General features: G+C 54.8%; 14 protein-coding genes. 3 read left to right on the forward strand and 11 right to left on the reverse strand.

The features are described from left to right. Positions 1-169: 169 nt before the first annotated feature. Both nrdD and nrdG read left to right on the forward strand, forming a co-directional pair. Positions 170-2,308 carry an anaerobic ribonucleoside-triphosphate reductase gene (nrdD, locus tag OGY13_RS10565; RefSeq protein WP_003830363.1) on the forward strand — a complete coding sequence of 713 codons (2,139 nt, stop codon included), beginning with the start codon at positions 170-172 and terminating at the stop codon, positions 2,306-2,308. Between the two features lie 120 nt (positions 2,309-2,428). Beyond that, positions 2,429-2,893, forward strand: coding sequence for an anaerobic ribonucleoside-triphosphate reductase-activating protein (gene nrdG / locus OGY13_RS10570; protein WP_048227187.1), 465 nt, complete (start codon positions 2,429-2,431; stop codon positions 2,891-2,893). A 33-nt stretch (positions 2,894-2,926) separates the two neighbouring features. On the opposite strand, the gene OGY13_RS10575 is transcribed toward nrdG, so the two are convergent. From OGY13_RS10575 to pmbA, 11 genes are all read right to left on the reverse strand, one after another. Further along, entirely contained in the window at positions 2,927-4,840 is a 1,914-nt protein-coding gene (locus tag OGY13_RS10575; RefSeq protein WP_125363014.1) for a BglG family transcription antiterminator, read from the reverse strand. A gap of 21 nt (positions 4,841-4,861) precedes the next feature. After that, positions 4,862-5,602, reverse strand: coding sequence for a 2-dehydro-3-deoxy-phosphogluconate aldolase (dagF, locus tag OGY13_RS10580; RefSeq protein WP_149281799.1), 741 nt, complete (start codon positions 5,600-5,602; stop codon positions 4,862-4,864). Continuing rightward, positions 5,599-6,717, reverse strand: a complete 1,119-nt coding sequence (locus OGY13_RS10585; RefSeq protein ID WP_032942188.1) for a DgaE family pyridoxal phosphate-dependent ammonia lyase — start codon at positions 6,715-6,717, stop codon at positions 5,599-5,601. Before OGY13_RS10585 ends, dagF begins: the two co-directional genes overlap by 4 nt. Continuing rightward, positions 6,701-7,834, reverse strand: coding sequence for an amidohydrolase/deacetylase family metallohydrolase (locus OGY13_RS10590; RefSeq protein WP_153687696.1), 1,134 nt, complete (start codon positions 7,832-7,834; stop codon positions 6,701-6,703). The genes OGY13_RS10585 and OGY13_RS10590 overlap by 17 nt, the downstream gene beginning before the upstream one ends. 78 nt (positions 7,835-7,912) lie before the next feature. Beyond that, the gene (locus OGY13_RS10595; RefSeq protein WP_003830379.1) at positions 7,913-8,557 is read right to left on the reverse strand and encodes a DUF4310 family protein; all 645 of its coding nucleotides are present in this window, start codon (positions 8,555-8,557) and stop codon (positions 7,913-7,915) included. A gap of 11 nt (positions 8,558-8,568) precedes the next feature. Further along, the gene (locus OGY13_RS10600) at positions 8,569-9,345 is read right to left on the reverse strand and encodes a DUF4311 domain-containing protein (RefSeq protein WP_003025764.1); all 777 of its coding nucleotides are present in this window, start codon (positions 9,343-9,345) and stop codon (positions 8,569-8,571) included. Positions 9,346-9,368: 23 nt separating this feature from the next. Next, positions 9,369-9,668, reverse strand: a complete 300-nt coding sequence (locus OGY13_RS10605) for a DUF4312 family protein (RefSeq protein ID WP_003025762.1) — start codon at positions 9,666-9,668, stop codon at positions 9,369-9,371. A gap of 2 nt (positions 9,669-9,670) precedes the next feature. Continuing rightward, entirely contained in the window at positions 9,671-10,033 is a 363-nt protein-coding gene (locus tag OGY13_RS10610) for an SFCGS family glycine-rich protein (protein WP_003830384.1), read from the reverse strand. 10 nt (positions 10,034-10,043) lie between these two features. After that, positions 10,044-10,352 (reverse strand): glycine dehydrogenase, encoded by a 309-nt coding sequence (locus tag OGY13_RS10615; RefSeq protein WP_003025758.1) that lies wholly within the window; start codon positions 10,350-10,352, stop codon positions 10,044-10,046. A 332-nt stretch (positions 10,353-10,684) separates the two neighbouring features. Beyond that, the gene (gene cybC / locus OGY13_RS10620) at positions 10,685-11,071 is read right to left on the reverse strand and encodes a cytochrome b562 (protein ID WP_003025756.1); all 387 of its coding nucleotides are present in this window, start codon (positions 11,069-11,071) and stop codon (positions 10,685-10,687) included. Between the two features lie 86 nt (positions 11,072-11,157). After that, complete coding sequence (gene pmbA, locus OGY13_RS10625; protein WP_003830385.1) at positions 11,158-12,510, reverse strand: metalloprotease PmbA; 1,353 nt, start codon at positions 12,508-12,510, stop codon at positions 11,158-11,160. A gap of 95 nt (positions 12,511-12,605) precedes the next feature. Here pmbA and yjgA point away from each other — a divergent pair, with 95 nt between their 5' ends. Next, positions 12,606-13,157 (forward strand): ribosome biogenesis factor YjgA, encoded by a 552-nt coding sequence (gene yjgA, locus OGY13_RS10630; RefSeq protein WP_008786039.1) that lies wholly within the window; start codon positions 12,606-12,608, stop codon positions 13,155-13,157. Positions 13,158-13,171 lie beyond the last annotated feature (14 nt).

Below are 13,171 nucleotides of genomic sequence, written 5' to 3' on the forward strand. Positions count from 1 at the left end.
GTTGTATTAATCGACTACAATTGCTACAACTACAGTGCACCGTTTAACGGTGGAATTGTGGATAAAGTGGGTCAGGATTGCGGGAAGTCATTGGCCAGATAGATGAATAAAGCCATGGCCGCTTCTCCAACCTCTGTGGATAACCTGTTCTTATAAATATGGAGTGATCATGACACCGCATGTGATGAAACGAGATGGCTGTAAAGTGCCGTTTAAATCAGAGCGCATCAAAGAAGCCATTCTGCGTGCAGCTAAAGCAGCGGGAGTCGATGACGCAGATTACTGTGCCACCGTCGCAGAAGTCGTTAGTAGCCAGATGAATGAGCGCAGCCAGGTCGATATCAACGAGATCCAGACAGCGGTTGAAAACCAGCTGATGTCTGGTCCGTACAAACAACTCGCCCGTGCGTACATCGAATATCGCCACGACCGTGATATACAGCGTGAAAAACGTGGCCGTCTGAACCAGGAAATTCGTGGTCTGGTTGAGCAAACCAACTCTGCTCTGCTGAACGAAAACGCCAACAAAGACAGCAAAGTGATCCCGACCCAGCGCGACCTGCTGGCCGGTATCGTCGCCAAACACTATGCGCGTCAACACCTGCTGCCGCGTGATGTCGTCCAGGCGCACGAGCGTGGTGATATTCACTATCACGATCTCGACTACTCTCCGTTCTTCCCAATGTTTAACTGCATGCTGATCGACCTGAAAGGTATGCTGACGCAGGGCTTTAAGATGGGTAACGCGGAGATTGAGCCGCCAAAATCCATCTCCACCGCGACGGCGGTCACCGCGCAAATTATCGCGCAGGTTGCCAGCCATATTTATGGCGGTACCACCATTAACCGTATTGACGAAGTTCTCGCCCCCTTCGTGACCGAGAGCTTTAATAAGCATCGCAAAACCGCTGAAGAGTGGCAGATCCCAGATGCCGACGGTTATGCGCATTCCCGTACCGAGAAAGAGTGCTACGACGCATTCCAGTCCCTTGAGTATGAAGTGAATACCCTGCATACCGCCAACGGTCAGACGCCGTTCGTCACCTTCGGTTTCGGCCTGGGAACCAGCTGGGAATCGCGTTTGATCCAGCAGTCCATTCTGCGTAACCGCATTGCCGGCCTGGGTAAAAATCGTAAAACCGCCGTGTTCCCGAAACTGGTGTTTGCGATTCGTGACGGTCTGAACCACAAGTTTGGCGATCCGAACTATGACATCAAGCAGCTGGCGCTGGAGTGCGCGAGCAAGCGTATGTATCCGGACATCCTGAACTACGATCAAGTGGTTAAAGTGACCGGCTCGTTCAAAACGCCAATGGGCTGCCGTAGCTTCCTGGGCGTATGGGAAAACGAGAACGGCGAACAGGTTCACGATGGCCGTAACAACCTCGGCGTTATCAGCCTTAACCTGCCGCGTATCGCGCTGGAAGCTCATGGCGATGAAGCCACCTTCTGGAAACTGCTCGACGACCGTCTGATCCTGGCGCGTAAAGCGCTGATGACCCGCATTGCGCGTCTGGAAGGCGTGAAGGCCCGCGTTGCACCGATCCTGTATATGGAAGGGGCCTGCGGCGTGCGTCTGAAAGCAGATGATGACGTGTCTGAAATCTTTAAAAACGGCCGCGCGTCGATTTCTCTGGGTTACATTGGTATTCACGAAACCATCAACGCGCTGTTTGGCGACAAACACTTGTACGACAGCGAGCAGCTTCGCGCTAAAGCTATCGCCATTGTGGAACGTCTGCGTCAGGCAGTCGATCAGTGGAAAGACGAAACCGGCTACGGCTTTAGTCTGTACAGTACACCAAGCGAAAACCTGTGCGATCGTTTCTGCCGTCTGGATACCGCCGAGTTTGGCGTGGTGCCGGGTGTTACCGACAAAGGTTACTACACCAACAGCTTCCACCTCGACGTGGAGAAAAAGGTTAACCCGTACGACAAGATCGATTTCGAAGCGCCGTACCCGCCGCTGGCGAACGGAGGTTTCATTTGCTACGGCGAGTACCCGAACATTCAGCACAACCTGAAAGCACTGGAAGACGTCTGGGATTACAGCTATCAGCACGTGCCGTATTACGGGACCAACACGCCAATCGATGAATGCTACGAGTGCGGCTTTACCGGTGAGTTCGAGTGCACCAGCAAAGGCTTTACCTGCCCGAAATGTGGTAACCACGACGCCGCGCGCGTGTCGGTCACCCGCCGCGTATGCGGTTATTTAGGCAGCCCGGACGCTCGTCCGTTTAACGCCGGTAAGCAGGAAGAAGTGAAGCGCCGCGTTAAGCATTTAGGTAATGGGCAGATAGGTTAATTTCCGTTTGCAAAGGCCGTAGGCCTGATAAGACGCAATCGCGTCGCCATCAGGCATCACAATGTTGCCGGATGCGGTGCAAGCACCTTATCCGGCCTACATGCTTTCTGGACACCCGCTATGCGCTACCATCAATACTATCCTGTCGATATCGTTAACGGCCCAGGAACTCGCTGCACCCTGTTTGTGTCGGGATGCGTGCATGAATGCCCTGGCTGCTATAACAAAAGCACCTGGCGACTCAATTCCGGCCAGCCGTTTACCAAAGAGATGGAAGACAAGATCATTGCCGATCTGAACGACACGCGAATCCCTCGCCAGGGTATTTCGCTGTCCGGCGGCGATCCGCTGCATCCGCAAAACGTGCCGGATATCCTGCAACTGGTACAGCGTATTCACGCTGAGTGTCCGGGGAAAGATATCTGGGTGTGGACTGGCTACAAGCTTGATGAACTCAACGCCGCACAAATGCAGGTGGTGGATCTCATCAACGTGCTGGTCGATGGTAAATTTGTGCAGGATCTTAAAGACCCGGCGCTGATCTGGCGCGGTAGCAGCAACCAGGTTGTACATCATTTGCGTTAACTTTCAGGCGGTAAACATTCTGTTATCCGCCTCTCAAAAACGGCTCACACACTCCATCGCAACCGCTTTGAACTCGGTGAAATTGCGACACGCGCAGAGTCGCGTCATCGCGCGTTCGCGAAGGAAGGTGACGAAGATATCGTAGATAGCCATCGCCTCTTCGTATTCACTCTTGCTGATGGCGAGCAAGAAGATCACGTGGGCCGTTTCATCGCCCCAGGCGATACCCTGCGGGGCGAGGATGGTGTAGACCACCGTTTTCTTTGCCAGCAGACCAAGGGCGTGCGGCAAGGCAATGCTGTCACCCAGCATGGTGCTGACGATGGCCTCGCGCTCAACCACCGAATCAAGAAACTCCGCGTCGACAAAACCTTCATCCTGCAACTGACGGCATAAGGTTTTGAACAACGTTTGTTGATCCATTGGCTCGTCAATCACACGAAAATGGGCGGCATCGAAGAATTTGTTCAACATCCACGGACGGGTTCTGTCGACCAGCACCAGTTTGCCAATCTGCTCCAGCTGATAATCGGTAGGGAACGGCGCAATCATCACCACCGGCTTATCTTTTTCACCAATCCGCGCGGTTGAGATGACAAAATCTTCGCTGATGCTTTCCCGCTGTTCGTAGTCGCGAAGCGTTACGGTATCGACGATCTCTATCTGCGGATACTTACGCGCCAGTACCGCTTCAATCATCCGCGCCATCGCATTTCCGGCATCGCATACCAGCAGAACCTTCGGCTGTCTCTGGTAACCGATGTTGTAACTACGCTCCAGCCCGACGCCAATATGCAGCACGAGGAAGCCAATCTCATTTTCACTGATGGTGTACGGCGTATATTTTCCCCATCCCGAGACGGCGGCCAGCGTCATGTCCCACGCCATGGGGTAGTGCTGTTTAATATTTTCCAACAGCGGATTGGGGATCATTATCTGGTAACGCACCCGGGTGATCATCGTCTTAATATGCGTCAGCAGGTCAGCATGCAACTGTTTATCATTCAACAGGTTGTAGTTGTACTGGGTGTTGATAAAACGCAGGATGTAATTGACCAACGCTTCGTCATCATCCGCATTGATAGCACTGGGCGCGATCTCCTGAACCTGGCGGGCAGCAATATGCACCTGTAGCCAGTTTTCTTCGGAAACGGAAAGCGGTTTGTCTGCCAGGCGGTGCAGTACCGCCGCGATTTCCCGCGTGGCCAGGCACACCGATTGATCGGCTTCTTCTGCGGCAAAATCCGGGAGTGGATATCCTTCGCTAATCCGCCGTACCGCCACCGCGCAGTACAAGCGTAAAAACAGCTCGCCCTCATCGGTCAGACGAATATGGAAACGGGCAAAAATGTCCTGCAAAACGGGTTGCAACTGTTCAGGAAGCCCCGCATTCAGCGCTTCTTGCGTCACTAACGGATGCTGCGGATCCTGCTGCGCCAGCGTCCACAGCAGATCGGTCAAACAGGCGCGGATCGCCATTTCGCTGCCGAACAGCTTCATGCCGTGACGGGGACGCGTTTCCAGCGTCAGATGATAACGTTGCAGATGCTCGCGCACCTCAGCCATATCGTTTTGCAGCGTCGCGCGGCTGATAAACCATTCATCAGCTAAATCTTCCAGCTTCAGCGAGAAAGCCGACGTCAGAAAACGCACCACCAGCCAGTGTATCCGTTCCTGGCTGGTGCGTGGGATGCGCAGCAACGTATTGGGCTGCTGCGTTTGCAGGGTGTGAAAGCTTGCCGGGTCATCAATTTTGAGCTGATAACCATTACCCCGGCTGAGGACAAACTGTGCGCCGTACTGGGTGAGCAGCGCGTTTAGCGCGGTGATATCCGCCCGTACGGTGCGTGTGGAAACCGACAACCGCTGCGCCAGCTCGTCCTGTGGAAGCGCTTCGTTTTGCAACATGTCAAACAGCTGTGCTAAACGTTGGTTGGGGAATCGCACGTCAGTTTCCTCATCAGTCAGTTAGCCTACGCAGGCCCGGGTCATCGCCATCAGCTGGCGTACGTCGTCCGGACGAGTGTTACCACTCACCTTATCAATAATCGAACTATAGATGTGAGGAATGATTTTACTCACTCCGGCATCGAGGGCAATTTGCAGGATTTCAGTGAAATTATCCAGATCGATACCGCCGGTTGGCTCCAGCCAGAAGTCATGACGGGCGCAGGCCTGCGCGACCGCAATGTACTCGTCACGGCATTTCAGGCCACCCATCGGGAAGTATTTAATTGAGCTACCGCCCATGTCTTTGAGCAGCGCAATCGCGGTTTCTACCGGCACAATACCGTCCGGCGTCTGGCTGCTTAGCGGACCAGTGGAGATTTTCACCCTGCCCGGCGTGCCGGTTGGCGAGACCAGACCATTGACCACTGTCTCCTGCTGGCCCAGCAGCGCGCGACTGGTGGCCACGCCGGTAAAGACCTGATTGACATGCTGTGGCTGCACCTGACGGGAGATTTCACTGACCATCGCCGACTGGTTAGGATCGCCCGCCCCCAGCCCCACGGAGAGCGCATTGTCGATAAGGGCCGCGTATTCACGCATATCCGCTACCGCGCTTGCGACATCCGGGTAATTTTTTGACAACACGCCAACCAGCACGTGTCCTTCCGCCGCCGCATAAATATCCCGGGCATTTTCTTTGGAGCCTGCCAGTACGTTCAGGCAGACGCGGTCGCGATAAAAGTTAGGGGTCAGTTTCATGCGTTTTTCTCCTGCGAAATCACTTCACCAATTCGACGGGCCACAATCTCCAGCTGCGCGCGATCGACGCTGCGCACATCGGCTTCGATAATGCCTTCATTGGCTTTGTAACCACGGAAGTAAATCGCGTACTCCCCCTGTTTCAGCGCGTCGACCAGTTCCCCCGTGGCGATCCCGGTTACCGCTTCATCAAACTTAATTTCCGTGCGTGCGATGTCGCGCCCTGCACTATCCCACACCACGCGGGCGCTCACGCCGTTAAGCTGGTTCAACGCATTAATGAACGGCGTCATTTTCTCGACCATCTCCGCGCCGCTCTCTTTCTGCGCGTTCAGATACAGTTCGATGGCGCAGGTCAGTCCAAGAATTCCCTCTTTGCCCACCTTCATCGCCCGGCCAATCCCCGCCGTCTGGCGCTTCACCCACTCAACATATTGGGTTTTACCAATCACCAGACCGCTGGTTGGTCCTTCTATCGCCTTGGCGCCGCTATAAATCACCAGATCTGCACCAACCCGGTAGTAGCACTGCAAATCCTCTTCCGCCGCCGCGTCCACTATCAGCGGCAGATTATGCGTACGCGCCACCACCGCAGCCTGCTCCACGCTGAGCATACTTTTCTGGACGCAGTGGTGAGATTTGATATACAGAATGGCCGCCGTACGCGGTGTAATGGCCGCCGCCAGCTGTGCCGCGGAACATTCGTTGGCATAACCGGCTTCCACTAACTTGCCGCCGCCAAGCGCTACCATGGTGCCCACCGGTGCGCCAAAGTTGACGTTGTGACCTCTGGGCAACACGATTTCGTTGTTCTCGATGGGCGTGACGTGCAGGTTCTCCAGCAGCCAGTCGCTGTCTTTAACCAATACGCCAGCCACCGACAGGGCGATCCCGGCCGATGCGCAAGAGACAACCGTTGCCCCTTCCACTTCCAGTAATTTCGCGATGTAGTCGCCGGTTTTATTGACCAGGTCTTTCATCTCGAAATATTGGTTCATCCCCGCCATCGCGGCTTCAACCACTTCTGGTCGCGGCGTGGAAACGCCGAGCGCCGTCATGCGGCCGGAGGTATTAATCACCTGTTTTAAATCGTATTTCTCAAAAATCGAAGGCATGTTCCGTGCTCCCTTGTTCGGTCATATAGCCCTTGCCCGCACGTATTGCGGCAAGCGGCACCAGCAGTTGTTCAGCCTGCAGGCTGTCGTTTTCTGCATCTACCAGCACGGTTGGCTGGCGCTTAAGCGTAAAGAGGGTTAAATCGGCATCCAGACCGACCTGCAGCCGCCCCTTCTGTTTCAGGCGCAGACCATCGGCGGCATTGGCGGTAACGCATTCAATGACCTGCGGCAGCGACATCCCAATGGCGAGGAATTTCGACATCACATTCGCCAGGGAATGCACCGGGCCGCTGATACGGTTACGACAGTAAATATCGGAGCTGATGGTGTGCGGCAAAATACCCAGTTCGATAGCGCGTTTTGCCACCGCAAAGCTCAGGCTGGCGGTGCCATGCCCAACGTCCAGACGCACGCCGCGTGAAATCGCCCGCGTCACTGACGCCCGTAGCTCACCTTGCGGTGTCAGAATGCGATTCGGCTTACCGTTGTAACAGTGGGTAATGATGTCACCCGCGCTCAGGCGTTCGGCGATCTCATCCAGATCCGGCGGGTTGTTGCCGATGTGCACCATCAGCGGCAGGTCACCGTTCTGCGCTTGCATCGCTTTGGCGCGATCCAGCGGCGTGATGCCATTTTCACCGACTACGCTGCTGCTCATACGTGCCTTCAGACCGACGATAAAATCAGGGTGGCGTTTCATCGCCTCTCGTACCGCATCAGCGTCAATATTGGCCATGTTGGCCAGCTCGTTCTGGGCGATAAGCCCAACGCGGGAGATATTCAGCAACGCGTACACTTCGGTGGCAGCTTCCCGGGTCAGGGTGTAAAAATCGTCGATGTCATCCGCTCCGGTGCTGCCCGCATCCACTACGGTAGTGACGCCGGTCGCAATACCAACGCTATCCGGCTGGTCGTGGTAAATCGGGGATTTCGGGTAGCAATGAACGTGGGAGTCAATCCAGCCTGCGCTGACGTAGCACTCACCGCCCAGCTCGATGGTTTTCAGCGCCGGACCATCAACGTCACCCAACGCCGCGATCTTGCCGTCTTTGAGCGCAATATCGCTCACCGTATCGTCAACGAGGCGCGCACGGCGCAGGAGTAAATCAAACATGTCTCTCTCCTGTTGAAATGGGGGCGATCGTGTAGGCCTGATAAGCGCAGCCGCCATCAGGCCTACAACGACACACCATCAACTAATGGCAATCGGGAAGATGGACCCGAGGATCATTGCGCCGAGGATCGCCCCGCCGGTAATCGGTTTTTGCCACAGGTAAAACAGCAGCGCGCCAGCCAGAGAACCGATTCCGATCGGAATAGAAGCCGTCATCGCGCTGAGGATAATCAACGGCCCGAGGAAGCGTCCGGAGGCGTTACCGGCCCCCATCATGACGTCCGCACCGTAGGTCGAGTCGCTCTGGTTGATGGTGAACTTACGCGCCAGAATGATGATGTAGCCAATCGCCAGACCAATCACCAGACCGGTGACCAGCGAGGCGGCGAAGTTGGCGACCGGGAAGATAATGCCCGCGCCCAGCAGCAGCGCCGGAACACCTAACCCAACCCCGGTTTGAATCGCCCCGCCGATATCCAAAATCCCCACCAGCGAACCTTCAATGATGCGGGCAAACAGAAAGCTTGCGCCAAATGCCGCCACCGCTCCGTAGGAGCCGGTATCCATTCCCGCCTTCAGCATCGCCACAAAAGCCACTTCGTTAAATGCGCCAATACCGTACAGGTAGTACATGTGTGTTCCGGCAAACACGCCAGAGGAGAGCAGGCCCACGAAGATCGGGAACGACCAGTCAGCGAACCAAAAACCTTTATTCTGTTCCATGATGACCTCCGTTATTTGCCGCTGAGCGAGTTGTGGATAAGTTCGAGCCAGTTAGGCACGGTCAGATGGAAGGATTCGATCATCTTCATGTCGAAGCCACGGAAGAAGCCGCTCAGGACAAACAGCGCGACGATAGCCACCATCATCACTTTAGTGACGTGGTTCCAGCCGCTCTCTTCAACACCTTTGCCGATCAGAATGCCGAGAACCAGACCCGGAACGGCGTTACCCATGATCAGCTGCGCCGCGCCGCCAAAAACGGTGGCCCAGAAGCCAGATTTCTTACCGGCGTCGATCGCCGCCAGCCAGAAGATTACTGGCATCACGGTGTTAACCAGCAGGTTAGCCGCGGGCACCAGCACCTTGACGGCGGTAACCTGCAACGCTTCCGGTACGGATGATGCGGTGAGGTTCAGGAAGGTCACCACGATCATCCCGATAACGCCGCAGGCAATTGCCATGCGTTTGGGGTCGTGCAGCGTTTCACCGACGTTGCGATTTTTAATCATCAGCGCGGCGGCGCCCCAGTTGGGGATGATGCGATGGTCGACGTCCTGCGTGAACGCCCCCGCCGCAACAGAGGAAGCCCAGGCGTTAAAGAAGAAACCCAGGCCGAACGAGAAGTGAGAAGCCGGATCCCCTTCGCAGGAATTCAGTTCTCCCAGAGTACGAAACGCGCCCATCCCTTGAGTGGTAGGCGCATGAAACATGCGTGCAGCCCCAGCGCCGACACCAACGCCAACCAACGCGCCGATGATGAGCGATTTTATTAATATTATCAGGAACATAATTATGCCTTTTAATAGAAAAATCAGCGTTGCGTAACGAAATCCACCTTGTCGAGATTGATGGCAGTCACGTTGACGGTCACGTCCAGCTCCACGCTGAAAGTGCGTCTTTCCCGGCGCAAAAAGAGGAATAAAAACGCCTCTTTACGCACCGATTCACGCGCTTGAACAACCTGCACATCCTGTGGCTCAATACGCAGTAAGATATGCGGCGACGCTTTCATCACCGCAGCCTGAACGTGGTTCAGGGCATCGGCAAAGGCGCGAGCTTTGGTCTCGCCCTTACCCGTGACTCTCACCGTGGTGGTGAATTGCTCTTTCATGCTTAAGCGCCGTGTTTCTTTTGCCACGCCTGCACCAGGCGCTCGCCGAGCTCTTCTTTGTCCATAAAGCCGAATCCCAGTACGTTGCACCCTTCGTTGATGGCGGTTACCCCTTCATCGACCGAGCGCATGCCGTATTTCGCCTTGTAGCCGTATTTGGTCTGCGCGGTAATCGCACCCGCACCACCGCTGCCGCAAAACGAGATACCAAAGGTGGCGTTTTCCGCTTTCATCACGTCACCCAGCTTCATATCTGCTGCAACGCCCGGCACCACAACGGCACGGCCACCCGCTTTCTCTACGCCTGCCGCCACTTTCTGGCCTTTACCCAGACGATCGCCAATCACTACGGTAATCTGTTCCATCTTTTGCTCCTTAAAGGTTGTCTTTCGCGACTTCGAAGTGCACCGACAGCAGCCAGGCCTCTTCCTCAGGAAGATTGCCAAACTCGGCGACCACGTCGCGGGCAAGCGCCATTGATTCGGCAGATATTTCATCAAACAAGCTGGCATCGACCTCTGGTAAGGGTTCACCCGTTACCGAGCGGTGCGCCATGGCGCGAACATGCGACGTCAGCATCTGTTCCTGTACGGCGTTGGGAATAATGTTGCGTTCACGCAGCAAGGCATACACCTGCGCCAGCATGCGGTCGGCCAGTTCCACCGATTCCCCCATGTCATTCATTACAGCTCCGTTATTCACTCGTCTTACCCCGTTAATGTCTCTGAGGGTAAATTAGCGACGGAGGTTATGAGTTTGTAGCGAGTTGTTTTCCACTTCGAAGTGGAAAGGTGTGCAGCGATAGTGATCTGTGCCGCAAAAAGAGCTGGAACCACGATTTATCACTGGAATAATGTGATTGAGATCGCAAGAGCGAGCAGAAAAATGGAAGGAAGTGCGAACAATGAATGGGCGATAAAAATGAAAAAATGTGATGGGTATAGCGTTTACTTATGGGGCGTGCAGTAGCGGGGTGTTGTATCCGACCTACGGGTATGCAGGCCGGATAGCGCAGATTAGCGGAACTTCTTGTGGTTTTCGTTGCGCGTGGTTTTCAGCTCTTCCGCAACAGCTTTCGCCTCTTTAACTTTACCTTCGTTCGCCAGCTTCAGCGCGCCGTCAATCTGGCCGATCAGCGTGTCAAAACCGTGACGGAAATCCTTCATCTCCGGGCTGTCCGGGGATTTGTTTTCCAGCTTCGGCGGCGTTCCCTTTTGCGCGTCCAGCGCAGCTGCACGCATTTTGGTTAACGCATCTTTCAGTTCAGTCGCATTATCCGTTTTTTCGACGATTTTCAGGTTGTCGTTGAGGATCCCCATATCGTCTTCAAGATCGGCTGCAAACGCAGAAGAACCAAGAACCAGCGTTGAAGCTGCGACGATCGCTAACAGGTGTTTACGCATTGCTCACTTCCTTTTTTATTATTCAAAAATAAACAAACGCCAGATACCCTCAATAATTCACGCCACAGCTTGAAGTATGACGGATATTATTGCCCGGCGATCTTCATCTCCGGCAACAGGACCGAACCACACTGAATATTACTGCGCGTTTCAATATCGTTGCCGACGGTGACGATATTACGCCACATCTCTTTTAAGTTACCGGCGATGGTAATTTCACTCACCGGGTACTGAATTTCACCGTTTTCGACCCAGAAGCCCGCCGCGCCGCGCGAGTAATCGCCGGTAATGCCGCTTACGCCCTGTCCCATCAGCTCGGTAACCACAAGACCTGTGCCCATCTCTTTGAGCAACTGCTCGAAGCTTAGACCCTGTCCCGGAATTCGCCAGTTGTGGATCCCGCCTGCATGACCGGTGCTCTTAAGCCCCAGCTTACGTGCGGAATAGTTGGTCAGCAGCCACTGAGTCAGCACACCGTCTTTAATAATGTCGCGGCGTTCGGTCCGTACGCCTTCGCTGTCGAACGGTGAAGACGCCAGCCCTTTCAGCAGGTGCGGATGTTCTTCAATGGTCAGCCATTCCGGCAGAATTTGCTTGCCCAGCGAGTCGAGCAGGAAGGTGGATTTGCGGTACACCGAGCCGCCTGCAATGGCGCCAACCAGGTGTCCGAACAGTCCGGTCGCCACTTCATTGGCGAAAATCACCGGCGCTTTCATGGTGGACAGCTTACGCGGAGACAGGCGAGATAAGGTACGGCGAGCACAATCTGCCCCCACCCACTCCGGCGTTTGCAGATCGCCCATCGCCCGGCCAATGGTGTAGGCGTAATCGCGCTCCATATCACCATTTTCTTCTGCAATTACGCAGCTGGAAAGAGAATGGCGCGTGGAGCAGTAGCCCTGCAGCATACCGTGGCTGTTGCCAAACACTTTGATGCCATAGTGGCTGTTAAAGCTGCCACCTTCGGTATTGGTGATGCGTTTGTCGGCCTGTAGTGCCGCCTGTTCAGCGCGGGCAGCCAGTTCGATAGCTTCGTCAGGGGAAACTTCCGCCGGGTGGAACAGGTCCAGATCGGGCGCATCAAAGGCCAGCAGTTCTTTATCTGCCACGCCCGCGCACGGGTCCGGCGAAGTGTAACGTGCAATGTCCAGCGCGGCCTGCACGGTGCGTGCAATCGCCTGCGGGCTTAAATCGGTGGACGATGCGCTGCCTTTACGGTTTTGGTGGTAAACCGTAATCCCCAGTGCACCATCGCTATTGAATTCGACGTTCTCCACTTCACCATAACGGGTGCTGACGCTAATACCCGTGGTCTTGCTCACAGCGACTTCCGCGCCATCCGACTTACCTGATGCTAATTCCAGTGCCGTCGAGACTGCTTCTTCCAGAATCTTACGCTGCGCTTCAACTTGTGAGATTACTTTCATCGCAAATGCCATAATGTAGAGAGAGTTTCTCTGAAGTCTAACAGAGAACCGTTTTTCAGTGCGCATCTTAACTGGTAACATTAGCCTCTTTTTTTAAGGAGCCTGACATGACTAAGCAGCCCGAAGACTGGCTCGACGACGTTCCCGGTGATGACATCGAAGACGAAGACGATGAAATTATCTGGGTCAGTAAAAGTGAAATAAAACGTGACGCCGAGGAGTTAAAACACCTGGGTGTGGAACTGGTAAAACTGGGGAAAAACGCGCTGGATAAAATCCCGCTCGATGCGGATTTACGTGCCGCGATTGAGCTGGCCCAGCGTATTAAGATGGAAGGTCGCCGTCGTCAGCTGCAGCTGATTGGCAAAATGTTGCGCCAGCGCGATGTTGATCCTATCCGTCAGGCGTTGGACAAGCTGAAAAACCGTCACAACCAACAGGTCGTTGTCTTCCATAAGCTGGAGCAACTGCGTGACCGTATGGTTGACGGTAGCGATGAAGCTATCGAAGAAGTGATGAACCTGTGGCCTGACGCCGACCGTCAGCAACTGCGTTCGCTGGTGCGTAACGCCAGGAAAGAAAAAGCGGGCAACAAGCCGCCAAAATCTTCCCGCCAGATCTTCCAGTATCTGCGTGAACTGGCGGAAAACGAGGCCTAACCTCTTCGTCCGCC

This window comes from Citrobacter sp. Cpo045, from assembly GCF_030332875.1.
Lineage (GTDB): Bacteria > Pseudomonadota > Gammaproteobacteria > Enterobacterales > Enterobacteriaceae > Citrobacter > Citrobacter portucalensis.